Annotated in this window: 20 protein-coding genes, 1 tRNA gene and 1 pseudogene; 10 read left to right on the top strand and 12 right to left on the bottom strand. The window is 73.8% G+C overall.

What is annotated here, in order from left to right; genetic code table 11:
* Positions 1-39: 39 nt before the first annotated feature.
* Genes Q0840_RS16655 through Q0840_RS16640 form a run of 4 tightly spaced genes read right to left on the bottom strand, consistent with a single transcriptional unit; the run spans position 40 to position 4,188 of the window.
* Positions 40-1,065 carry an alpha/beta hydrolase gene (locus Q0840_RS16655; protein WP_298461539.1) on the bottom strand — a complete coding sequence of 342 codons (1,026 nt, stop codon included), beginning with the start codon at positions 1,063-1,065 and terminating at the stop codon, positions 40-42.
* Position 1,066: 1 nt separating this feature from the next.
* Positions 1,067-1,891: a carbohydrate ABC transporter permease gene (locus Q0840_RS16650; RefSeq protein ID WP_298461537.1), complete on the bottom strand. Its 825-nt coding sequence runs from the start codon at positions 1,889-1,891 to the stop codon at positions 1,067-1,069.
* Positions 1,888-2,853, bottom strand: a complete 966-nt coding sequence (locus Q0840_RS16645; protein ID WP_298461533.1) for a carbohydrate ABC transporter permease — start codon at positions 2,851-2,853, stop codon at positions 1,888-1,890. The genes Q0840_RS16650 and Q0840_RS16645 overlap by 4 nt, the downstream gene beginning before the upstream one ends.
* 6 nt (positions 2,854-2,859) lie before the next feature.
* Entirely contained in the window at positions 2,860-4,188 is a 1,329-nt protein-coding gene (locus Q0840_RS16640) for an ABC transporter substrate-binding protein (RefSeq protein ID WP_298461530.1), read from the bottom strand.
* 270 nt (positions 4,189-4,458) lie between these two features.
* Between Q0840_RS16640 and Q0840_RS16635 the strand changes: the two genes are divergently transcribed.
* Positions 4,459-5,526, top strand: coding sequence for a LacI family DNA-binding transcriptional regulator (locus tag Q0840_RS16635; RefSeq protein ID WP_298461527.1), 1,068 nt, complete (start codon positions 4,459-4,461; stop codon positions 5,524-5,526).
* A 100-nt stretch (positions 5,527-5,626) separates the two neighbouring features.
* Here the strand turns inward: Q0840_RS16635 and Q0840_RS16630 are convergent, their stop codons facing one another.
* Positions 5,627-6,646 (bottom strand): MsnO8 family LLM class oxidoreductase, encoded by a 1,020-nt coding sequence (locus Q0840_RS16630; RefSeq protein WP_298461524.1) that lies wholly within the window; start codon positions 6,644-6,646, stop codon positions 5,627-5,629.
* Between the two features lie 386 nt (positions 6,647-7,032).
* On the opposite strand from Q0840_RS16630, the gene Q0840_RS16625 reads away from it, so the two are divergent.
* On the top strand, positions 7,033-8,268 hold the full coding sequence (locus tag Q0840_RS16625) for a VCBS repeat-containing protein (RefSeq protein WP_298461521.1): 1,236 nt from the start codon (positions 7,033-7,035) through the stop codon (positions 8,266-8,268).
* 281 nt (positions 8,269-8,549) lie between these two features.
* Positions 8,550-8,993 carry a tyrosine-type recombinase/integrase gene (locus Q0840_RS16620; RefSeq protein WP_298461518.1) on the top strand — a complete coding sequence of 148 codons (444 nt, stop codon included), beginning with the start codon at positions 8,550-8,552 and terminating at the stop codon, positions 8,991-8,993.
* Positions 8,994-9,113: 120 nt separating this feature from the next.
* On the opposite strand, the gene Q0840_RS16615 is transcribed toward Q0840_RS16620, so the two are convergent.
* The 3 genes from Q0840_RS16615 to Q0840_RS16605 all read right to left on the bottom strand — a co-directional run bounded on the left by Q0840_RS16615 (position 9,114) and on the right by Q0840_RS16605 (position 11,819).
* The gene (locus Q0840_RS16615; RefSeq protein WP_298461514.1) at positions 9,114-10,544 is read right to left on the bottom strand and encodes a hypothetical protein; all 1,431 of its coding nucleotides are present in this window, start codon (positions 10,542-10,544) and stop codon (positions 9,114-9,116) included.
* Between the two features lie 92 nt (positions 10,545-10,636).
* Complete coding sequence (locus Q0840_RS16610; protein WP_298461511.1) at positions 10,637-11,293, bottom strand: nuclease-related domain-containing protein; 657 nt, start codon at positions 11,291-11,293, stop codon at positions 10,637-10,639.
* 453 nt (positions 11,294-11,746) lie between these two features.
* A tRNA-Arg gene (locus Q0840_RS16605) sits at positions 11,747-11,819 on the bottom strand.
* A 231-nt stretch (positions 11,820-12,050) separates the two neighbouring features.
* On the opposite strand from Q0840_RS16605, the gene Q0840_RS16600 reads away from it, so the two are divergent.
* The gene (locus tag Q0840_RS16600; protein WP_298461508.1) at positions 12,051-12,998 is read left to right on the top strand and encodes an alpha/beta hydrolase; all 948 of its coding nucleotides are present in this window, start codon (positions 12,051-12,053) and stop codon (positions 12,996-12,998) included.
* A gap of 137 nt (positions 12,999-13,135) precedes the next feature.
* Here the strand turns inward: Q0840_RS16600 and Q0840_RS16595 are convergent, their stop codons facing one another.
* Positions 13,136-14,209, bottom strand: coding sequence for a CAP domain-containing protein (locus tag Q0840_RS16595; RefSeq protein WP_298461505.1), 1,074 nt, complete (start codon positions 14,207-14,209; stop codon positions 13,136-13,138).
* Between the two features lie 273 nt (positions 14,210-14,482).
* Between Q0840_RS16595 and Q0840_RS16590 the strand changes: the two genes are divergently transcribed.
* Both Q0840_RS16590 and Q0840_RS16585 read left to right on the top strand, forming a co-directional pair.
* On the top strand, positions 14,483-15,019 hold the full coding sequence (locus Q0840_RS16590) for an OsmC family protein (protein WP_298461502.1): 537 nt from the start codon (positions 14,483-14,485) through the stop codon (positions 15,017-15,019).
* Positions 15,019-15,849: a hypothetical protein gene (locus Q0840_RS16585; RefSeq protein ID WP_298461499.1), complete on the top strand. Its 831-nt coding sequence runs from the start codon at positions 15,019-15,021 to the stop codon at positions 15,847-15,849. The genes Q0840_RS16590 and Q0840_RS16585 overlap by 1 nt, the downstream gene beginning before the upstream one ends.
* 63 nt (positions 15,850-15,912) lie before the next feature.
* On the opposite strand, the gene Q0840_RS16580 is transcribed toward Q0840_RS16585, so the two are convergent.
* Positions 15,913-16,902, bottom strand: coding sequence for an aldo/keto reductase (locus Q0840_RS16580; RefSeq protein ID WP_298461497.1), 990 nt, complete (start codon positions 16,900-16,902; stop codon positions 15,913-15,915).
* Positions 16,903-16,983: 81 nt separating this feature from the next.
* On the opposite strand from Q0840_RS16580, the gene Q0840_RS16575 reads away from it, so the two are divergent.
* The 4 genes and pseudogenes from Q0840_RS16575 to rocD all read left to right on the top strand — a co-directional run.
* Positions 16,984-17,400, top strand: coding sequence for an MmcQ/YjbR family DNA-binding protein (locus Q0840_RS16575; RefSeq protein WP_298461494.1), 417 nt, complete (start codon positions 16,984-16,986; stop codon positions 17,398-17,400).
* A complete protein-coding gene (locus Q0840_RS16570; protein ID WP_298461491.1) occupies positions 17,397-17,870 on the top strand; it encodes an SRPBCC family protein in 474 nt (157 codons plus the stop codon). The genes Q0840_RS16575 and Q0840_RS16570 overlap by 4 nt, the downstream gene beginning before the upstream one ends.
* Positions 17,871-18,051: 181 nt before the next feature.
* Complete coding sequence (gene ddaH, locus Q0840_RS16565) at positions 18,052-18,876, top strand: dimethylargininase (RefSeq protein WP_367183148.1); 825 nt, start codon at positions 18,052-18,054, stop codon at positions 18,874-18,876.
* A gap of 71 nt (positions 18,877-18,947) precedes the next feature.
* A pseudogene (gene rocD, locus Q0840_RS16560) lies at positions 18,948-20,117 on the top strand (ornithine--oxo-acid transaminase); the annotation flags it as partial.
* 83 nt (positions 20,118-20,200) lie between these two features.
* On the opposite strand, the gene Q0840_RS16555 reads toward rocD, so the two are convergent.
* Together Q0840_RS16555 and Q0840_RS16550 are read right to left on the bottom strand one after the other, a co-directional pair.
* Positions 20,201-20,662, bottom strand: coding sequence for an Lrp/AsnC family transcriptional regulator (locus Q0840_RS16555; RefSeq protein ID WP_298461489.1), 462 nt, complete (start codon positions 20,660-20,662; stop codon positions 20,201-20,203).
* Positions 20,663-20,702: 40 nt separating this feature from the next.
* On the bottom strand, positions 20,703-21,680 hold the full coding sequence (locus tag Q0840_RS16550) for a universal stress protein (protein WP_298461486.1): 978 nt from the start codon (positions 21,678-21,680) through the stop codon (positions 20,703-20,705).
* Positions 21,681-21,776: the final 96 nt, after the last annotated feature.

Genomic DNA, 21,776 nt, shown 5'->3' with positions numbered 1-21,776 from the left:
CCCCGCCCGACGCCCGACGCCGCCCGGCGCCGCCCCGCGTCACCCGGCTCGGGCCACCCGCCCGGCCGCCTCCCCCACCGGCTCGGCCCCCGGCCGCGAGCCGGGGGCCCGCCCCAGCAGGCGTGCGAGCCACTGCCGCCGGGCGTGGCGCGCGTCCCGGGAGACGGCGGCCTCGGGCGCGAAGTGGTCGAACCCGTGGAAGCCGCCGGGCCACACGTGCAGCTCCGCGTCTCCCCCGGCGGACCAGAGCCGGTCCGCGTACCGCACCACCTCGTCGCGGAACGTCTCGGCCGAGCCGACGTCCAGGAACGCCGGCGGCAGCCCGGACAGGTCCGTGGCGCGCGCGGGTGCGGCGTAGGCGGGCACCCCCGGGCCGCCCGCGACGTCGCCCAGGTAGGCGCCCCACGCCGTGGCGTTGGCGGTGCGGTCCCACGCCCCACGACCCGCCATCTGCCGGGCCGACGGGGACCCGTCCCGGTCGTCGAGCATGGGGCACACCAGCAGCTGGCCGAGCACCGGCGGTCCGCCCCGGTCGCGGGCGAGCAGCGCGGTCGCGGCCGCGAGACCGCCCCCCGCGCTGATCCCGTGCAGCACGACGCGGTCGGGGTCGATCCCGAGCCGGACGGCGTCGGCTGCCAACCACGACAGCGCAGCGAAGGCGTCGTCCACGGCCGCCGGGTAGGGGTGCTCCGGCGCCAGCCGGTACTCGATCGACGCCACCGCGCAGCCCACCGCGGCCGCGAGCTCGGCCACCGGCCCGACGTCGTCGTACCGGCCCCCGGTGATCAGCCCGCCGCCGTGCAGGTGCACCAGGCACGGGACCGGGGTGCGGACCGTCGCCGGCCGGAGCATCAGCACCGGGACGTCCGGGGCGCCGAGGGCCCCGGGTGCGGCGTGCGTCGTGGCGGCGAACCAGCCGCCCCGGGTCACCGCGTCCCGGTCCGGCTCGACCGCCTGCCGGCGCAGCGCCGGGATGTCGGCGGGGGCCAGCGACGTGACGACGAGCTCCGGGCGGGCGCCGAGGGCGACCGCGAGCTCGGGGTCGAAGGGCGGAGGGGTCGTCACGTCAGCCCTTCAGGGATCCCTGCAGCAACGCCGCCACGAACTTGCGCTGGAAGATGAGGAACACCGCGAGCGTGGGCGTGAGGATGAGCAGGGACCCGGCGCACAGCAACGGGATGTCCGTGCCCCACTGGCCCTGGAACGCCCCGAGCGCTCCCGCCATCGTCCGCTTGGTCGGGTCGTCGACGAGCACGACGGCCAGCAGGAACTGGTTCCAGGTCCACAGGAACAGCAGGATCGCCAGCGAGGACAGCGCCGGCACCGACAGCGGCACGTGGATGCGCCAGAACAGCACCCAGGTGCCGGCGCCGTCGATCCGCGCGGCCTCCGACAGGTCCTCGGGCATGTTGACGAAGTGCGCGCGCATCCAGAACACCGCGAACGGCATGTACAGGCCGATCAGCGGCAGGATGATCGCCCACCGGGTGTTGAGCAGCCCCAGGTCCCGCATCTGGTAGTAGAGCGGGATGATCACGCCCTCGAACGGCAGGGTCAGGCCGAGGATGAAGGCGATGAAGATCGCCCGTCCTCCCGGCGGCCGCAGGTGGCCCAGCGCGAAGCCGGCCAGGGTGGCGATGAGCAGGGACAGCGGGACCACGCCCGCCACGATCAGGACGCTGGACAGCAGCAGCCGCCCCATCCCCGCGGACTGGAACGCCAGCACGAAGTTGGACCAGTGCGGGTCGTCGGGCCAGGCCAGCCCGGCCGGGTAGGTCCCGGGCGGGTGCAGGGCCGTCAGGAACAGGCTCACGAAGGGCAGCACGGTCACGACCATGAGGACGACGAGCAGCACGCGGCCGAACACCGCCTCCCGCGTGGAGACGATCATCGGTCGCTCTCCCGGTTCAGCCACTGCAGCGGCAGGACGACGGCCAGCACCAGGACCATGAGCGCGACGGCGAGCGCGGACGCCATGCCGACCTCCCGCTCGAAGAAGGCGAGGTAGTAGATCTCCAGCCCGGGGACCAGCGTGCTGTTGCCCGGCCCGCCCTGGGTGGAGATGTAGACGATGTCGAAGCTGGCCAGCGCCGCGATGATCGTCACGGTCAGGCAGACCGCGACCTCCTGGCGCAGGCTCGGCAGCGTGATGGCGAAGAACTCGCGCACCGGCCCCGCGCCGTCGATGCGGGCCGCCTCGTACAGGGCGGGGTCGATCTTCGTCATCCCGGCCAGCAGCAGCAGCATGCACAGCCCGAGCAGCACCCAGGCGCCGATCACCCCGACGGCGCCCAGCGCCGTGTCGAAGTCCCCGAGCCAGGCGCGCGTGACGGCGTCCAGGCCCACCAGGCGCAGGATCTGGTTGACCACCCCGTTGGTCGACAGCTGCCAGCTCCACATGATGCCGGCGGCGACCAGCGGGATGACCTGCGGCAGGAACAGGACGGTCCGGGCCACCACGGCGAGCCTGCTGGTGGCGATCCCGCGGATGAGGTTGGCGGTGAGCAGGCCGAGCGCGACCGGGATGAAGCTGAAGAACACGATGAGCTCGAAGGCGTTGAGGATCGGCCCGAACAGGGTCGGGTCGGTCAGCAGCGCCCCGTAGTTCGCCAGCCCCACCCAGGTCGACGGCGTGATGCCGTCCCACTCGTAGAACGAGAACTGCAGCGTCAGGCCGAGGGGCCGCAGCACGAACAGCGCGTAGGCGAGGGCGGCCGGGACGATCAGGGCGTAGGCGACCCCGCCCCGGCGCAGGCGCCGCGCCCTCAGGGCGCGGCGCCTGCTCTGCGTGCCGGCCTCGACGCCGGCCTGCCCCACCCCGCCGGCTGCGCTACCGACGTCGATCTGGGTCATGGCGCGTCAGTTCCCGGCTTCCGTCTCGTACTCGGCCTGCACGGCCGCGAGCAGACCCTCGGGGTCCTGCTCGCCGGCCACGAGCTTCTGCAGGTTCGGCGTCCAGCCCTTGGCGTAGATCGACCCGGTGGCGTTGGCGATGAAGTCCATCGCCCCGTCCTGCTCACCGAGGGCGGCACCGGCCTCGAGGGTCTGCGCGGTCACGGTGTCGGGGTCGACCTCCGGCATGAACGCGTCGGCCGGGCCCATCGGGTGCGACCCACCGACCTCGACGCCGATGGTGCGGGCGGCCTCGTCGGTGGCCACCCAGTCGAGGAAGAAGGCCGCGCAGTCCGCGTTCTCGGCGCCCTCGGCGATGCCGAACGTCAGCGGTGCGGACATCGCCCCGAACGTCCCGCCCTCCTCGAGCGGCGGCATCAGGAAGAACCCGACGTTGCCGGGCATCTGCTCGTCGAGGTTCCCCGACTCCCAGTCGCCGTTGAAGATGAACACGCTCTCCCCGCCGATGAACCGGCTCATCATCATCGCGTAGTCCAGCGAGTTGACGTCGTCGGCGAAGTAGCCGGCGTCGACCCACCGCTGCAGGTGCTCGGCCGCCTCGACGTTCTCGGGGGTCTGGATCGTGGCGCCCTCCGACTGGAAGATCCAGTCGTTGATCTCGGCCGGGTCGCCGTAGGAGGCCATCAGCGCCTGCAGCGGGAACGCCAGCCCACCGGTGGCGCCGCCGTTGAACTGCGCCATCGGCGTCAGGCCGGCGTCCTTCGCGGCCTGCAGGGCGGCGTCGAGCTCGGCGAGGGTCGACGGCGGCTCGGTCATCCCGATCTGCTCGGCCAGCTGCTTGTTGTAGAAGACGCCGGTCAGGGAGTAGTTCAGGCCCATCGCGTACAGCGGCCCGTCGCCGCGGCGGCCCTCCTCGTCCACGCGCAGCTGCTCGAGCTGCGAGGCCGGCCACTCGTCCCAGCCGAAGGCCTCCGCGTACGGGTCGAGGTTCTTCAGCAGGCCGTCCTCGGCGAGGTTGGAGACCTGCGGCAGCCGCATGAGGTCCGGCGGGTCGTCGGCGAGCACGCGCGGCGCGTTCTGGGTCAGGACGGCGAACTGGTCCTCGCGGATGTCGAACGTGACGTTCGGGTACTGCGTCGAGAACTCCTCGGCGAGCACGCTCGGCAGCGGGAAGCCCGTCTCGAAGTAGGCGTCCAGCGTCACCGGCTCCGTGCCGCAGTCCGGCGCCTCGCCGGTCCCCCCGGCGACGGCGGGCGTCTCCTGGTCGGGGGCGTCCTCACCCGCGGTGCTGCCGGGGCTGGAGCACCCGGCCGCCGAGGCCACGGCGAGCAGCACCGCGGTGGCGACAACATGCTGAGTCGATCTGCGAGCTCGAGACACCGGCGTCTCCCTTTCGTCACCGAACTGGATGGCCGGGCCACATCGCCCGACCGTGCTAAACCGAGTTAGCATGCGTTAGTCTCAGCGGGTCCCCGGTCGCCTGTCAAGCGACGAGACGCCGTTCGCCCAGTCGTGACACAACCGAGACCCGCCGGTCGGCATCGCCGCCCGCCGCCGGGTCGAGGCCACGCACCGTGCCCCGGACGGGGCCGCAGAAGGGGGCCCATGAAGCAGCGCAGAGTCACCCTGGCCGACGTCGCGCGCCGCGCCGGGGTGTCGTCGCCGACGGCGTCCCTGGTGCTGTCGGGGCGCGGCTCCGAGCTGCGGATCTCCGAGGCCGCCCAGCAGCGCGTCCAGGAGGTCGCCGCGCACCTGGGGTACCGGCCCAACATCGTCTCGCGGGGGCTGCGCAAGGGGTCGAGCCTCACGCTGGGCTTCGTCTCGGACACGGTGGCGACGTCGCAGCTGGCCGGCGACCTCATCAAGGGCGCGCTCGAGGCCGCCCACGACCGCGGCTTCATGCTGTTCATCGGGGAGACCGAGGGCGACCCGGCCCTCGAACGTCAGCTGCTGGACGCCCTGCTGGACCGGCAGGTCGACGGCATCATCCTGGCGTCGATGTTCACCCGCTCGCGGTCGGTGCCCGCGGGCCTGGGCGCCGTCCCGGCCGTGCTCCTCAACGCCCTCGGGGAGGACCTCGACGCCCCGCTGCCCACGGTCGTCCCGGACGAGATGGACGCCGGCCGCCGGGCGGCCCGGCTGCTGCTGGACGCCGGCCACCGGCGCATCCACGTCATCGGCGCCGGCCCGACGGCGGACCTCGTGCCCCCCGGCACCGTCGCCGGGCGCGACCGGCTGGCCGGGATCCTCGAGGTGCTCGCGGCGGCGGGGGTCCAGGTCGTCAGCGGCCACCTGTGCGACGAGTGGCTGCCCGCCAACGGGTACGCGGCGACGCGGCGGATCCTCGACGCCGGCGGTGGCCAGGACGCGATCATCACCTTCAACGACCGGCTCGCCTTCGGCGCCTACCAGGCGCTGCAGGAGGCCGGGCTGGCCGTGCCGTCGGACGTCTCGATCGTCTCCTTCGACGACCACCCCCTCGCGGACTGGCTGCGGCCGGGCCTGACCACCTTCGGTCTGCCGCACGAGCAGCTCGGGCGGCGCGCGGTCGAGATCCTGCTGGAGGTGGTGCGGGCGCGGGCCGGCACCGGCGAGGCGCCGAGCGGTGTGGAGCGGCTGCCCATGCCGCTGCGCACCCGCGGATCGGTCGCCACCTGCTCGACGCGCCCGTGACGCCTCGCGCCACCGGGGGGCGGGCGGCCGTGGGGCGCGGGGCACGGCGGAGGTCCCGGGACCGGGTGACCGTCATCCGGCGGTCCCTGATGACGAGGCGTCATGGTGCAGGCGTCGCGGTCTGACGATGGCCGAGCACGGCGGCGAGGGCGGCGTCCGAGGCAGCGAGGGCGTCGCGGTCGAAGGTGCTGCCGGCCGCGACCAGCTCGGCGGCCCCCGTGCGGTCCAGCAGCTCGGCGAGCCGGCGCTCCACCTGGGCCGGCGTGCCGGTGATCGCCGCTGCGGCGGTCTGCTCCAGGTACCGCTGCTGACGCGAGGTCGGGGTGGCGGCCCGCACGGCGGCCACCGGCTCCAGCGGCCCGAACACCCCGGTGGTCCGGCTCTGCGCCATCGCCCACGCCTCCGGCAGCAGCAGGTCCGCCGCCTCGGCGGCGGTGTCCGCGACGAGCACATCCAGGCTGACCGCCACCCACGGCTCCGGCTGCTGCGGGGACGGCCGGAACGCCCGCCGGTACCCGGCCAGCGCCTCCACCCCCGGCGCCGGGTCACCGCCCACCCCCAGCAGCGGGCCGCCGACGATCACCGGCAGCCCGAGCTCGGCGGCGACCTGCAGACCGCTGCCCGTCGCCAGCACGTACATCGGCACGGCGCCGGCCGGCTGCGGTCGCACGGTGATCTCCGCCGTCCCGTCGAGAAAGCCCCGCAGCTCGGCCAGGTCCGCGGCGAAGTCCTGCTCGACCTGCCGCAGTGCCCGACGCACCGGCGCCGTGAACCCCGGCGACCGCCCCAGACCCAGATCGACCCGGCCCGGCGCGAACGCGGACAGCATGGCGAACTGCTCGGCCACCACGAGCGGCTGGTGGTGCGGCAGCATCACCCCCGCCGACCCGAGCCGGAAGGCCGACGTCGCCCCGGCGACCGCCGCCAGCAGCACCGCCGGCGCCGCGCTCGCGATCCCCGGCACCCCGTGGTGCTCGGCCACCCAGAAGCGGTCGTACCCCAGCCGCTCGGCGTGGGCCGCACGCGCGACGGTGTTGCGGAGAGCGGCGGTGTCGGGCTCGCCGGCACGGGTGCGGGACCGGTCCAGGAGGGAGAGGCGGGGCGGGGCAGCGAGGGGCACGACGGGTGCAGCGTGGGGCGGGAGGTCGTTGTTCCGTCGCGACGCCGTCGTGCCGCAGCCTGGATCGCCCCGGCTTCCATGGCGGTTCCGGCGTGAGCCGGGTTCCGTGGCGTCGGGTGGCTGGACTCCAGCGGGACCCGGCACCGGAGCCCGAGTGCACAGTCCGGCCACCCCGATGGATGCTTCACGCAGGTGCACGCCCGGATCTATCGTGATCCCACCAGCAGTTCCGTCCGCTCGGCGAGAGGCGGTCGCCGGTGGACCACGGTCCCGGGACCCTGCCGAGCCCACGCCCAGTCGCCGTTCGGTGGGGTCGACCGGCAGACCATTCGCAGTCCGGCGGTCCGGACAGAGTTCTCCACTCCTCGGAACCTGGAGGCCCCACCATGAGACGTTCACCGACGGCCCGTCTGCTCACCGGGCTCTGCACGGCGGCGCTCGCCACCAGCGGCATCGCCCTCGCCGGACCGGCCCACGCCGAGTCTGCGCAGCGATTTCTCTCCTACGTCGACGGCTGGCGGGTGGATCGCCACGTGCGCGAGCTCGCCGACGTCAACGGGGACGGCCGCGCCGACGTCGTCGCCTTCGGCGACCCCGGCGTCTTCGTCGCCTACGGCCAGGCCGACGGCACCTTCGCCACTCCGGAGCTGAAGGTCCGCAACTTCGGCACCGCGCAGGGCTGGTCCACCGCACGGCACGTGCGGACGGCTGCCGACGTCGACGGCGACGGCCGGGCCGATCTCGTCGGCTTCGGCAACGCCGGCGTGATCGTCTCCTACGCGCAGCCCGACGGCAGCTTCACGGCGCCGGAGCTGAAGCTCCGCGAGTTCGGCTGGGACCAGGGCTGGCGGGTCGACCAACATCCGCGGATGCTCGCCGACCTCTCCGGCAACGGCACCGAGGACATCGTCGGCTTCGGCTACTCCGGAGTGACGATCTCCCACGGCCGGGCGGACCGCGCCTTCGACGGCACCGGCAAGCGGATCGACAGCTACGGCTGGGACCGCGGCTGGCGGGTCGACAAGCACCCGCGGATGCTCGCCGACATGGACGACAACGGGACGACGGACATCGTCGGTTTCGGGGACGCCGGCACGTACGTCTCCTACTTCTCGGCGCTCGGCGACACGTTCACCCAGCCCGCACTGGAGATCCGTGACTTCGGGTACGCCCAAGGCTGGCGGGTCGGCCAGCACCCCCGCGACGTCGGCAACGTCAACGGGCACGGCCCTGCGGACGTCGTCGGCTTCGGTCACAGCGGGGTCCTCGCGGCCTACTCCCGGCCCTACGCCCCGGGCGAGCCGAAGTACCTCCCCGTCTCGCTCGAGCTGGCCGACTTCGGCACGGCGCAGGGCTGGCGCACCGACCGGCACCCGCGGGACCTCGCGGACATCCACGGCGACGGGATCCTGGACGTGGTCGGCTTCAGCGACGCCGGCGTGCTCGTGGCCTACGGGGACGACAACTTCTTCGTCGGCCCCCAGCTCACGTCCACGTCCTTCGGCTGGAGGGCCGGCTGGGACCCGGCACGGTTCCCGCGCCTGCTCGGCGACGTCAACGGCGACGGTCGCGACGACGTCGTCGGCTTCGGGTACTCGGCCACGTACGTCAGCCTGGCCTGAGCACGGGACCGGGACGGCCGCCGTGCCGTCCCGGTCATGCTCCGGTCACGGAAGCATCCAGGCACCGCGGCCGTTCCCCGCCAGATGCGGGAGTCGCTGGCTCCACCCGAGCAACGGGGACCCGGCGAGTTCGTCTCTCGGCTCGACGCGGTCGCCCCGCGGTAGCGACTGCCGCCGCACCCGTCCGCCGGCACGACGCCCGACGTGTCGTGCAGACCCCGCACGGCCTCGGCGTCCGGGTGCACCGCGCGGCGACGCAGTCCAAGCGTTCGAGTGCGGCGGTGTTCGGTCCCACGAAGACGCATCAAACCCGGACCGTGCCGGTGCCGGCGGCGCTCGACGGCTACGTCCGGCACCGGGTCGCAACGACGCCACCGGGCGGGTTCCTGTTCCCTAGTCCCACTGGCGGCGTCTGGACCAACACCAACTTCCGTGCACGGTCGCGGTGGACCGAGGCGACGAAGACCGCCGGCGTCGAGGGCACGACCATCCACGACCTGCGGCACACCGCTGCCTCGCTCCTCATCGCGGCCGGCGCGGATGTCAAGGCGGTGCAGGTCATCCTGGGCCACTCGACCGCAACCATGACGATGGACGTGTACGGGCACCTGTTCTCGGAGGCGACCTGGGCGGCGATGGACCGGTTGCCGACGATCCCGCTTCAGAGCGCACCGCCAGCCATCGAGCCTCCACGGCAGATCGAGCCGCCGGGCTTCGGCATGTAGGCGTAGGCCAAGTCCGGCGTCCGGCGTCGTTCGTGCTACCGGTCCGTAGGACCTGTCATCGCGCGAAGCGGGCGGTCGGCCGCCCCGGCGTGCGTCACGGTCACGAGCCGCCGTCGGGAGTCACGCCATCGCTTGCTCTTCTACAGGCGCGTCCTCGTCGGCCCCTCCGTCGGCCGGATCAGTCGGCGCCGGTCGGGCATCGCTGACCTCGCGGGCCAACTCAGCACCGTCCTGGGACGAAAGTGCCGTAGACACCAGAGCGGGCGGCACGGGCTCGGCTGCGTCGGAGTCAGAGCGCACCCGTGGCGGAGCGGCGGACCACGCCTTCAGGTACTGCATCACTTCGGCGTAGAAGCCGTCGACAGCCTCGAGCACCGAGTCGATGAAGGTGCCGCGCCCGCGCCCCCGCTTGGACCCCATGGGGCGCGTGATCGCCACCTTGAACGATCGCAACTCCTTGGTCGGGTCGGTGACCAGGATCGCTGGGTCCGCACGAACATCGCGGAGCAGCTCGGCCGCGCCGGCGCCACGCGCATGAGCTGCGTACGCCTCGACCCGGACCGTCTCGGGTGCGTTCTTCAATTGGCGGACAAGCCAGTTCACCCGAGTCGTCGGCCGACCCTCCCGAGGGGCGTCGATGTCCACCTGGCACGTGACCGTGCCGGCACGCAGGTCGGCGGTGACGACGAGATTGCCGACGGTGCCCGGGATGCGTATAGCCCCCGTAAGCTGCCCGACCGAGGCGAGCGTGCCAACCAGGTCGGCGGTTCGTAGGGTGGGGTCTGCCAACTCCTTGCGGGTCAAGACTGGGGTCACCTCAGCACCGAGGCGCCGCCCAAGAGACAGGCTGGCGAAACGAAGCAGCGCATCGAAGCGGGCGGCGACCTCGCCGACACCCTTGTCGGCCGGACGCAGCGTCCCTGCCCTGACGGCGTCGCGAACGGTGACCCACGACTCCCCCATGTCGTCGAACTCAAGAGCGCCAGAACGCGGGTGCTCCAGGTAACGAATCAGCTCACCGAGGATCCACGCCTGGTCCGGATCGGCGATCCCACGGAACTCCTTCTGCATGACGGCTTCCGCGAGCACCTGCGTCCACGACAGGTGATGCAGCTCGACCTTGCGGAGTCGACGCTTGTCCACCTTGGTCGGGTGCTGCCCAGCGATGGCGGGGATCTCGTTGGAGATCGTGAGGACAGCGTCGAAGCCCTGCTCACGCGCGATGTCGAGGTAGTTCTCCAACTGCTCCGTGGCAAGCTGGTTGGTGCCCGTCTTGACCTCGACGAGAGCCGTCCACACCTTCTGACCACGCGCTACCCGGATGAGCCCGTCGGGGTAGAGGCGCTTGTCGCCGAGGGGGAAGGGCACCTCGATGTACGTCTCCAACGTTCCAGCGGGAGCCCCGTACGGCTTGGTGAGCGCACGTCCGAATTCTCGGACAGAACTCATCACCGCCAAGAGGGCGGACGTAGCGCGACGCTCCTGCTCTTCGGCACCGTTGATGCCCGACGTCGGAATGAGTCGTGCCTCGTGCCAGGCTTCTTCAGCCATTGTTTCCCCTTGCCAGTACGTCGTTGTGCTCGGCTCGACCCTACTCAGGTGTCGGCGGGCGCCCGCAGCAGGTCACGCGGTTCCGCCCGAAATCACCCGGCGTGCCGGCCCGGGCGTAGAGCCGCAGCTACGGCGTCGAAGTTCGTCACCGGCCGTCCCCTCTGTGCTCGCAATCGGTCGGCGAGGTGCCTTCCCTGGACGACGCCGACCCCGTCGATGTGCTTGCCGCCGTTGGCCACGTCGCCCCACCACACGACGACGGGCTGGACCCACACCTTCTGCCCACACCTCGCCGCGACCTGCCCGCTGAGCGCCGCCGCCTCCCCACGTGCTTTGCGGATGACCGACTCGACGTCGCGGTACAGATCAGGGTCGTACTCATGCCGTCCGATGAGCCTGCCCTCGGATGTCTCCTCGAGCCGGTAGCCGGACCACTTGGAGTTGAGGCAGTAGACGCCCGAGGGACCGAGCACGACATGGTCGAAGTTGGCCGACCCGTTGGCGAGGTCGTGGAGAACGACCCAGCCATCCCTCTCCAGGGCGCGCAACTGCTTGGCGGTTTCCTCCTCGCCATAAGCACCTTCCTGCCAGCTCGCGATGGAGACCGGGGGCGACTGCCGAAGTCCGAGCACCATGCCGATCAGGACGCCAGCGAACGTGGCGGCCGCCACGGTCTGGTCGCCCGGCAGCAGACTGAACGCCCACGAGAAGGAGCCCCAGATCGCAGCTGCAATCAGCGCAACGAGCACCCACCGCTTGCGGTGGCGCCTCAGCCACGCCTTCCGCAGCGCTTCGTACTTCCGCCGCGCGCGTCCGCCGGCACGACGCCAAGCTCGCCGGGCACGGACCCGCTCCCTGATCGCCGTCAACACGCCGTCCGATCGGCAGCCGACCCCCGGGCGTTGAGGAGTCGACGTCGGGCGCAGCGGAGCGCACTCTTTGCACGTCCGGCACGCCGTCATCGCCCGCGTCATCGACGCGGCTCTTGCGTCATCGCCTCGTCATCGTTCCGTCACCGGCGCGCGGCGATCGGCCCTGCATGCGCGAATCACCCGCGGACCCCGCGAGCGATCACAGCGAACAACCCATTCCAATATTCGAGAAGGGCTACTGACCATCCACTGACCACACCTGCCGATGACCGGCGTGCGACCCATGCGCGCAAGACCGCATTACCGTGCCTGACCAGCACAAACACCCTGTGCGCCTGGGCAGATTCGAACTGCCGACACCCGCTTTAGGAGAGCGGTGCTCTATCCCCTGAGCTACAGGCGCATGGGACTCGCAAGCCCCTGCGGCCAGCCTTGCCCCGGCGCGCGAGGCGGGACTGACGCCGTCGAGCGTACCGGCTCCCCCACGGGCGGCGCTGGCACGGCCCCGCCGCACGTCCGGACCGGCCGACACATCCACGGACGCAAGAAGCCCATCGGGTGCAGAGTGCTGGGCGTCGCCCACCGCCCCACGGGCCCGTCCCTGCCGCCTCAGCCCATCGAGGAGCCCACCCGCATGGCCTCGACCACCCCGGCCCCCGTCGCCGGCGCAGACGCGCCCGCCGTCGTCCCCGACCTCCCCGACCTCCCACTCCCCCGCCGGACCGACGACCGCCTCGTCTACGACGCCGTCACCTACGCCCGCCCGCTCGGGTTCCGGCCGCTCCTGATGGACGTCCACGTCCCGGCGGATGCCGACGGCCCCGTGCCGTGCGTCGTCTGGATCCACGGCGGGGCATGGTGGGACGGCGACCGGCGGTTCACACCGGGCAACTGGCCGAAGGACGACCACTGGTTCCGGCTGGTCGTCGGGTCGGGGATGGCGGTCGCGACGGTCGACTACCGGCTTTCCGGTGAGGCGCACCACCCCGCCCAGCTCGCCGACGCCCAGGCGGCCATCCGCTTCCTCCGGCACCGATCCGCCGACCTCGGCATCGACCCCGACCGCATCGGGGTGTCCGGCGAGTCGGCAGGCGGCCATCTGGCAGCGCTCGTCGCGCTGACCGGTGATGCGCCGGTCCCGCCGACGGAGCGCAGCGTCGTCGGGCCGAGCAGCGCGGTCGCGGCGGCGGTCCCGATGTACCCGGTGACCGACCTGTCGGCCTTCGGCCCGGACGGTCCGGACGCCGCCGCCGACACCGCCGGCGCCCCACCGTGGGTGGGGCCGACCCCGGAGGACCGGCTGCTGGGCCGGCCGGTCGGGGAGGCGGCCGACGTCGCGCGGGCGGCGTCGCCGGTCGGCCGCGTGCACGCGGGCGCACCGCCGATGCTGCTGCTGCACGGCACGGCGGACACCGTCGTCCCGCCGGGCCACAGCGAGCGCCTCGCTGCCGCGCTGGCCGACGCCGGCGCCCCGGTGCGGCTCGAGCTCGTGCCGGGTGGCGAGCACTGCTTCGACCGCGTGGACCCCGTGCCGGCGCTCCGGGCGGCGGTGGACTTCCTCGCCGAGCACCTGCGGGCCTGACGGCGGGCGGGCGGCGCGCCACCGCCCGCCGCACGCCCGTCCGGGACGCGGACTGCACACAGACGCGCCGGGCGGACGACGACGGGCCGGCACCCCGAGCAGGAGTGCCGGCCCGTCGCCTCAGGTGGTGGCGGACGTCAGCTGAAGTTCACCGCTCCGTACAACCGGTCGCCCAGCACCGCGGCGCCGACCTGCATCGACGACTTGTCGGTGCGCAGCATCCACGCGTTGTGCGCCGGGGAGTTCGCCCAGGCCCTGACCAGGGCCGACGCGCTGGCGGGCTTGACGTACCCGACGATCTTGTCCGAGCCGCCGTGCCAGATCGACCCGGCCTCGGCCATCGCGGCGGCGTGCGCGTAGAGGGTGCCGGACCGCGAGATGCCCAGCGCCGGCAGGCCGTTGGCCGCGCGGTAGGCGTTGATCGCCTCACCCAGCGCACCGGCGCTGAACTCAGGGGCGCTGCTCGCCGCGGGGGCGGGCGCCGGGGCAGGAGCGGGGGCGGGTGCGCCGGGCGCCGGGGACGACGCCTTCGCCTTCGGGGCGGCGGGCGCCGCCGCACCCGAGCCCGACCGCTGCGACCGGGACGCAGCCTGCGGGGCACGCGCCGACGCCGCGGCGGCCGCGGCGGCGCGCTCCTGCTCGGCCTGGGCGGCGGCCGCGGCGGCCTCCGCGGCGATGCGGGCGTCCTCGGCGGCTTGCCAGGCGGCCTGGCTCTCGGCGACGGCCTGCTGCGGTGCGGCCAGCGCGGCGACCGAGTCGTTGACGGCCTGCACCTCGGGCAGCGGGTCGGTGGCCAGGAGGGCCGCGGTCTGGTCGATGGCGACCTGGAGGGCCGCCCTGGTCTCGGGCGTGGCCTGCGGCGCGGTGTCGTACGTCGCACGGGCCGCGTCCAGCGGTGCGGCGGCGGCGGCGACCGCGGCGGCGCGCTCGGCCAGGATCCGCTCCAGCTCGGCCCGGACCTCCTCGCCGCGGGCCAGGGCCGCCTCGCGCTTGCGGGCCAGCTCGGCGGCCTTCGCCTCGCGCTCGGCCTCGGCGACCTGCGCCTGGCGGGCGTTCTCCTGGACGGTGACGGCGACCGACGTCGCCCCGACGCCCAGCGTCAGCACGCCGGTCACGATGATCGCGAGGACCGCCGGACGGCCCTTCCACCGCGGACGGTCAGCGGTGGGAGCGGTGGCCCCCTGGGCGGAGCGGTCGTCGGGGTTCGCCATAGGTCGTCCTTCTGTGTCAGTCGCGTGGTGCGCAGCGGGCAGGTGGGGTGGGCGTCTGCGGACCTGATCGGCGCCCCGCCGGGCGACGTGAGCACGATGTCGGGTTGCTGCCGTTCCTCTCGAAGATAACGGACGGATAACAGGCGGCAGAACCCCGGCAGTGGTAAGGCCTTCGTCACACCGCCGCGGCTCGCGCGTCGTCGTGGACCACACCGCCCGTGGACGACGCCGCGGTGACCGGCCCGTGTGGGAGCCGCGTGGCAGGATCCGACCATGAGCACCGAACGCGGCGGGCGGCCGCCGAGCGTCCTCGAGTCCCCCGACGTCCCCGGCGCCGCGCCGACGGACGCCCTCACCGGCCCCCTCACCGGCACTGCCACCGGTGCCGTCGCCGGCGGACCGGCCGAGCTGTGGGTCGAGCGCACCGGGACCCGCACCTACACCGGCTACAGCTCGCGCGGGGCACAGGTCAGCATCGGCCCGGTCGAGGCCGGCGCCGTGTTCACCCCCGGCGAGCTGCTCAAGATCGCGCTGGCCGGCTGCACCGGCATGACGTCCGACGCCGCCCTGGCGCGCCGCCTGGGCGACGACGTCGCGGTCACGGTGCGGGTCTCGAGCGTCGCGCACCCCGAGGAGGACCGGTACACCGACCTGCACGAGGAGCTCGTCGTGGACCTGTCCGGGCTCGACGACGCCGCCCGCACCCGCTTGCTCACGGTCGTCCAGCGCTCGGTCGAGCAGAGCTGCACGATCGCGAACACGCTGACCCGCGGCGCTCGGGTCCACCTGAACGTCGTCGAGGAGGTCTGATGCCCATCCTGCGCCGTCGCCGACCGGACGAGCCGCCCGCGCTGCCCGCGACGGCGGATGACGACTCCCTCGGCAGCCCGCACCTGAGCGACCGCGGCTTCCTCGACCGGATCCTCGACCGGGCCGTCACGATCCCGTCCGGTGCGATCCACGACCACGTCCAGACCCTGCGCCGCCGCAACCCGCACGCCTCGCCGGCCCAGATCATCGGGCTGCTGGAGAAGGAGTACCTGCGCGTGGTCTCCGCGAGCGGCGGGGCCGTGGGCGCCGCCGCGGCCGTCCCCGTGGGCGGCACCGGGGTCGCGGTGAGCCTCACCGCCGGCGACGTCGCCGCGTTCTTCGCCGCCTCGGCCGCGTTCTCCCTGGGGGTGGCGAGCGTGCACGGCATCGAGGTGGAGGACGCCACCCGCCGCCGGGCGCTGCTGCTGGCCACCGTGCTGGGCGAGGACGGCGCCGCCGAGCTGCAGGACGCCATCCAGAGCGGCAACGCCGCGGCCGCCCGCACCCTGCTGACCCGGATGCCGACCACGACGCTCACGGCGGTGAACGGCACCCTGGCCCGCCGGCTGCTGCGCCGGCAGGCCGCCAAGCGCGGCGCCGTGGCGTTCGGCCGGCTGGCGCCGTTCGGCATCGGCGCGTGGATCGGCGTCAAGGGCGCCCGGTCGCTCGGCAAGACCGTGATCGACGGCGCCCGGTCGACCTTCGGCCCGCCGCCGCTGGAGTTCCCCCGCGTGGTGGAGGTCGTCGAGGCGGGCGGCACCCGCCGCCTGGTCGACGCCGCGGACCGCGACGCCGAGGTGAGCCACCGGCCGAGCCCGCCGACGGGCTGACCGCCCCCGAGCGCAGCGACGGCCGCCGACCCGCACCGGGTCGGCGGCCGTCGTCGTCGGTGACTACCAGCGACCGTGCACGTGCTCGCGGATCGCGTCGTCGTAGACCTGCCGCAGACCTTCGGACGTCGCCTCGTCGATCGGCGCCAGGTCCGCCGCACCGGCGTTGGCGCGCGCCTGCTCGGCGTTGCGGGCGCCGGGGATCACGGTGCTCACCCCGGGCTGGTCCACCAGCCACCGCAGGGCGAGCTGCGCCGTCGTCGCGCCGTCGGGGGTGAAGCCGGCGACCCGCTGCGCCGCGTCCACGCCGACCTCGAACGGCACCCCGGAGAACGTCTCGCCGACGTCGAAGGCGTCGCCGTGGCGGTTGTAGGTGCGGTGGTCGGACTCGGCGAACTCGGTGTTGCGGTCGTACTTGCCGGACAGCAGCCCGCTGGCCAGCGGCACCCGGGCGATGATGCCGACGCCGGCGTCGAGCGCGGCCGGCAGCACCCGCTCCAGCGGCTTGCGGCGGAAGATGTTGACGATGATCTGCACGCTGGCGACGTTCGGGCGGGCGATCGCGGTCAGCGCCTCGTCGACCGTCTCCACCGAGACCCCGTAGGCGGCGATCCGCCCCTCCTGCACCAGCGTGTCGAGCCCGTCGTAGACGGCGTCACGGGAGAACACCTCGGTCGGCGGGCAGTGCAGCTGCACCAGGTCGACGGTGTCGACGCCGAGGTTCTCCCGGGACCGGTCGGTCCACGCGCGGAACGCGTCGAGGGTGTACGCGTCGGCGACGTGCGGGTCGGCGCGGCGGCCCATCTTGGTCGCGACGGTCAGGTCGCCTCCGGCCGAGCGCTCGGCCAGGAACCGGCCGATGAGCTTCTCGCTGCGCCCGTCGCCGTACACGTCGGCGGTGTCGAGGAAGGTGACCCCCGCCCCGACCGCGGCGTCGAGGACCGCGAGCGCGTCGTCCTCGACGACCTCGCCCCAGTCCCCGCCGAGCTGCCAGCAGCCCAGCCCGATGACGCTCACCGAGCGCCCTGTCCGTCCCAGAACCCGTGTCTCCATGGGCGGGCACGTTACCGTGGCGGCGGGACACCCGCCCGAGCCCGAGCCCGGCCCGGGGCGGCCCGAGGTCAGGAGGCCGCCGTGGAGCACCCGCGGATGTACGACGACGCCGACCCGCTGCTCGCGCGGTTGCGTCCGCTGGCCCTCGCGTTCCCCGAGTCCGCCGAGGTCGAGGCGTGGGGCCGGCCGACCTTCCGCGCGGGCCGCAAGATCTTCGCCGTGTACGGCGTGACCGAGCACCACCCGCACGCGCTGGTGGTCAAGCCCGACCCCGACGAGCGGCCCGCGCTCGCCGGCGACCCGCGCTTCTACGCCCCGCCCTACTTCGGCCCCGGCGGCTGGCTCGCCCTGGACCTGACCGCCGACGCCGACTGGTCGGAGGTCCGTGAGCTGCTCGACTCCTCCTACCGCCAGGTCGCTCTCGTCCGGATGCGGCGCGCCCTCGACGCCGCCCAGACCGACGCCACCCTCACCACCACACCGAAGGACTCCCCATGACGTCGACCGTCGCCGTGACCCGCGTGATCCCGCTGCCGCTGACCCAGGCGTGGGAGCTCGTCGTCGACCCGCGCCACCACGCACGCTGGATCCCGCTGACCCGCATCACCGTCGAGGGGCTGCCGATCGGGGTCGGGACCCAGGTCCGCGCGGTGTCCGGGCCGTTCACCGACCGCGGCGTCCCGGGCCTGCTGGACACCATGCGGGTGGACGTGTTCGACCCGCCCGGCCCCGGGCACCCCGGCGAGGCGCAGTTCACCAAGCTCGGGCCGGTGCTGCTGGGCTCGGCCGGCATCTTCGCGGCCGGGGTCGACGACGGCCGTACCGCCGTCACCTGGACCGAGACCGTGCACCTGGCCGGCCCGGTGCCGCGGGCGCTGACGGCCGCCCTGCTCGCGCCGGTCATGCACCTCATGCTGCGGTTCGCGCTGTACCGGGTCGGCCGGGACGCCGCGCGCGGGCGCGTCTGACCCCGGTCGCGCAGGGTCCGTAGCCGTACGCAACGAATCGCCGCAAGATGCCCTCGGTGCGCAACGATCCGCGCCCGATCGCGCAACGACGCGGCCTGCGCCGTCGTCGTCGGCGTCCCTAGGCTGGTGGGTGAGCCTGCGACGACGCGGCGACCCACCGCCCGCGACCCCCGGAGGACCCGTGCTCACCGCCACCCCCCGCCACTACCTGATGTGCGAGCCCGTGCACTACACGGTCAGCTACGAGATCAACCCGTGGATGGACGTGACCCGCTCGACCGACAGCGCGCTCGCCGTCGAGCAGTGGCGCGTGCTGCGCGACACCTTCGTGCGGCTCGGCCACACGGTCGACACGATCGACCCCGTCCCCGGCCTGCCGGACATGGTCTACGCCGCCAACGGCGCGACCGTCGTCGACGGCGTCGTGTACTCGGCCAGGTTCCGCTACCCCGAGCGCGAGGCTGAGGGTCCGGCGTACGAGAAGTGGTTCGCCGACCGGGGCTACGTCACGCACACCGCCAGCGAGACCAACGAGGGCGAGGGCGACCTGCTCACGGTCGGCGACGTGATCCTCGCCGGCAGCGGGTTCCGCACCGAGACCAGCTCGCACGCCGAGGCGCAGCGGCTGTTCGGGCGCCCGGTCGTCTCCCTGGAGCTCGTCGACCCGCACTACTACCACCTCGACACGGCGCTGACCGTGCTCGACAGCGACCCCGCCCACCCGCAGGTCGCGTACTACCCGCCGGCGTTCTCCGCCGGGTCGCGCGCCGTGCTGGAGCGGATGTTCCCCGACGCCGTGATCGCCACCGAGCGGGACGCCGTCGCGCTCGGCCTGAACGCGGTCAGCGACGGGCTGCACGTCGTCGTCGCCCCCGGCGCGGTCGACCTCGCCGCGGCGCTGCGCGAGCGGGGCTACGAGCCGATCCCGGTCGACACCAGCGAGCTGCTCAAGGGTGGCGGCGGCGCGAAGTGCTGCACCCTCGAGGTCCGCGGCGGCCCCCGGTGACCACCGCGGTCCCGACGTCGTCGGCGCCCCCGGGGCGAAGCACGGGGCGGCCCCCGGGGGCAGCCGGGGGGCACCTCGCGCACAACTACCACCCGTTGCCGGTCACCGTCACCGACGGGCAGGGGTCCTGGCTGCACGACGCCGACGGCCGCCGGTACCTGGACCTGCTCGCCGGATACTCCGCGCTGAACTTCGGCCACCGCCACCCGGACCTGGTGGCCGCCGCGCACGCGCAGCTCGACCGGCTGACCCTGACGTCCCGGGCCTTCGAGCACGACCTGCTGCACCCCTTCGCCGACCGGCTGGCCGCGCTCACCCGCACTGAGACCGTGCTGCCGATGAACACCGGTGCCGAGGCGGTCGAGACGGCGATCAAGGCGGCCCGCAAGTGGGGCTACGAGACCCGCGGAGTCGCTCCCGGCCGGGCCACCATCGTCGTCGCCGACGGCAACTTCCACGGCCGCACCACCACCATCGTCTCCTTCTCCACCGACGACGACGCCCGCCGCGGCTTCGGGCCGTACACGCCGGGCTTCCGGGTCGTGCCCTTCGGTGACGCGGCGGCCCTCGCCGCGGCGATCGACCACGACACGGTCGCGGTGCTGCTCGAGCCCATCCAGGGCGAGTCCGGCGTGATCGTGCCCCCGGACGACTACCTGCCTGCCGTGCGCGCCGCGTGCGACGACGCCGGGGTGCTGCTGATCGCGGACGAGATCCAGTCCGGCCTCGGCCGGACCGGCACCACGCTGGCCTGCGACCTGTGGGGCGTCGTCCCCGACCTCGTGCTGCTCGGCAAGGCGCTCGGCGGCGGCATCGTGCCGGTGTCCGCGGTGGTCGGCTCGGCCGACGTGCTGGGCGTGCTCACCCCCGGCACGCACGGGTCGACGTTCGGCGGCAACCCGCTGGCGTGCGCGGTCGGGCTCGCCGTCGTCGGGCTGCTCGAGACCGGCGAGCACCAGGCGCGCGCCCGCACGCTCGGGGCGCACCTGCAGTCCCGACTCGCCGCGCTCGTCGCCGACGGGCTGCTGGCCGGGCACCGCGGCGTCGGGCTGTGGGCCGGGATCGACGTCGACCCCGCCTGGGGCACCGGGCGAGACCTGTGCGAGCGGCTGCTGGCCCGGCGGGTGCTGGCCAAGGACACCCACGGCGCGACGATCCGGCTCGCACCGCCCCTGACCATCGCCGAGAACGACCTCGACTGGGGACTGGACCAGCTCACCGCCGTCCTCCGCACCCCCTGACCCGCCCCGCTCTCTCGCCGAGTGCGACGTTCCGGACCCCTCAGCCGCCGCGAGCGGTCCACAACGTCGCACCCGGCGGAGGGTCAGTCGTGCGGGAGGCCTTCGACGTCGGCGCGGCGGACCAGGGGGGACAGCACGATCGTCGACCGGGTGCGGGCGGTGAACGGCTCGGCGTTGAGCCGCTCCACGACCCGTTCGAGGTGCCGCATGTCCCGCGCCCGCAGGTGCAGCAGGAGGTCCACCTCGCCGGTCACCGTGCTGGCCGAGATGACCTCGGGGTACCGCTCGACGGCGGACCGCATCGTGCTCGGGCTGGTGGACCCGGAGCAGAACAGCTCCACGTACGCCTCGGTCTCCCAGCCCAGCGCTGACGGCTCGAGCCGGACGGTGAACCCGCGGATCACCCCGCTGGCGCGCAGCCGGTCGACGCGCCGCTTGACCGCCGGCGCGGACAGCGAGACGACGGCGCCGATGTCGGCGTAGGAGGCGCGGGCGTCCTTGCCGAGCTCGTGCAGGATCGCCTCGTCGAGGTCGTCGAGCGTCATCCGGCCATCGTCCCAGGCCGGCTCAGGTGGCTCGGCCGGCTCAGCGGTACAGGTCCCCGATGTCCCGCACGCGCCCGCGCGCGGCGGGCCGGGTGCCGGGCTGGCCACCCTCCTCGCAGCGGCGGGTGACCACCATGACCGGGCACGCCGAGTGGTGCAGCACCGCCTGGCTGGTCGAGCCGAGCAGCAGCCCGGCGAACCCGCCCCGACCGCGCGACCCGACGACGATGAGGTCCGTCGCGGTCGAGAACTCGGTGAGCAGCTCGGCGCCGGTGCCGTCGAGCACGTGCCGCTTGACCCGCACGCCGGGGTCGTCCGCGACGGCCCGGTCGATGACGACGTCGAGCCCCTCGGCGATGTCCCGCAGCACCGCCTCGTGGTCGACGGCGGCCGGCAGCCACGCCAGCAGCCCGGACCCGGAGCCGACCGGCACCCCGGCGACGGCGGTGAGCTCGGCGTCCCAGACCTTCGCCTCCCGGATCGCGTGCCGCAGGGCGACGTCGGACGCGGGCGACCCGTCGACGCCGACCACGATGCGGCGCACCGGCTGCACCGGCGCCGGATCACCGGGGTCGGCACCCTCCGGACGGGACGGCACGACGACCGTCGGGCAGTACGCGTGCGCGGGCAGCGCGGACGACACGGTGCCCAGCAGCCGGTCGGTGAACCCGCCCCGGCCCCGGGTGCCGACGACCGCCATGCGTGCCGAACGGGACATCTCCACGAGCACCGCGGCGGCGTCCCCGGTCAGCACCGACGCCGTCGAGCTCACGCCGCGGTCCTGCGCGCGGGCCTGCGCCTCGGCGAGGACCGCCTTGGCGCCGGCCTGGATCGCGGTGTCGTCGAGGGCGGCGTAGCCGCCGTCCAGCGAGGCGGCGGTGAATGCCGGCAGCGCGTAGGAGCACACCAACCGCAGGGCGTACCCGTGGGCGCGGGCCTCGGCCGCCGCCCAGTCCAGGGCGTGCAGGCTGGTCGCCGAGCCGTCGACTCCGACCAGCACCACGTCGTCGTGGGTCATCGCTACCTCCCGGGTTGAGATGGATGGACCCTCTCAGCCCCAGTGTCGCGCGACAAGCACCGGAAGAGGGAGACTTCTCACATCTCGATTTGACCC

Origin of the sequence: uncultured Cellulomonas sp., assembly GCF_947494015.1 — a bacterium.
Taxonomy (GTDB): Bacteria; Actinomycetota; Actinomycetes; order Actinomycetales; family Cellulomonadaceae; genus Pengzhenrongella.
This window is presented reverse-complemented; position numbering and strand designations above follow the sequence as displayed.

What these genes read in the sequence shown, in the direction of transcription:
- Q0840_RS16650 (WP_298461537.1), bottom strand. Translation starts at nt 1,891, where the DNA reads ATGATCGTCTCCACGCGGGAGGCGGTGTTCGGCCGCGTGCTGCTCGTC.
- Q0840_RS16645 (WP_298461533.1), bottom strand. Translation starts at nt 2,853, where the DNA reads ATGACCCAGATCGACGTCGGTAGCGCAGCCGGCGGGGTGGGGCAGGCC.
- Q0840_RS16635 (WP_298461527.1), top strand. Translation starts at nt 4,459, where the DNA reads ATGAAGCAGCGCAGAGTCACCCTGGCCGACGTCGCGCGCCGCGCCGGG.
- Q0840_RS16625 (WP_298461521.1), top strand. Translation starts at nt 7,033, where the DNA reads ATGAGACGTTCACCGACGGCCCGTCTGCTCACCGGGCTCTGCACGGCG.
- Q0840_RS16615 (WP_298461514.1), bottom strand. Translation starts at nt 10,544, where the DNA reads ATGGCTGAAGAAGCCTGGCACGAGGCACGACTCATTCCGACGTCGGGC.
- Q0840_RS16600 (WP_298461508.1), top strand. Translation starts at nt 12,051, where the DNA reads ATGGCCTCGACCACCCCGGCCCCCGTCGCCGGCGCAGACGCGCCCGCC.
- Q0840_RS16595 (WP_298461505.1), bottom strand. Translation starts at nt 14,209, where the DNA reads ATGGCGAACCCCGACGACCGCTCCGCCCAGGGGGCCACCGCTCCCACC.
- Q0840_RS16590 (WP_298461502.1), top strand. Translation starts at nt 14,483, where the DNA reads ATGAGCACCGAACGCGGCGGGCGGCCGCCGAGCGTCCTCGAGTCCCCC.
- Q0840_RS16585 (WP_298461499.1), top strand. Translation starts at nt 15,019, where the DNA reads ATGCCCATCCTGCGCCGTCGCCGACCGGACGAGCCGCCCGCGCTGCCC.
- Q0840_RS16580 (WP_298461497.1), bottom strand. Translation starts at nt 16,902, where the DNA reads ATGGAGACACGGGTTCTGGGACGGACAGGGCGCTCGGTGAGCGTCATC.
- Q0840_RS16570 (WP_298461491.1), top strand. Translation starts at nt 17,397, where the DNA reads ATGACGTCGACCGTCGCCGTGACCCGCGTGATCCCGCTGCCGCTGACC.
- Q0840_RS16555 (WP_298461489.1), bottom strand. Translation starts at nt 20,662, where the DNA reads ATGACGCTCGACGACCTCGACGAGGCGATCCTGCACGAGCTCGGCAAG.
- Q0840_RS16550 (WP_298461486.1), bottom strand. Translation starts at nt 21,680, where the DNA reads ATGACCCACGACGACGTGGTGCTGGTCGGAGTCGACGGCTCGGCGACC.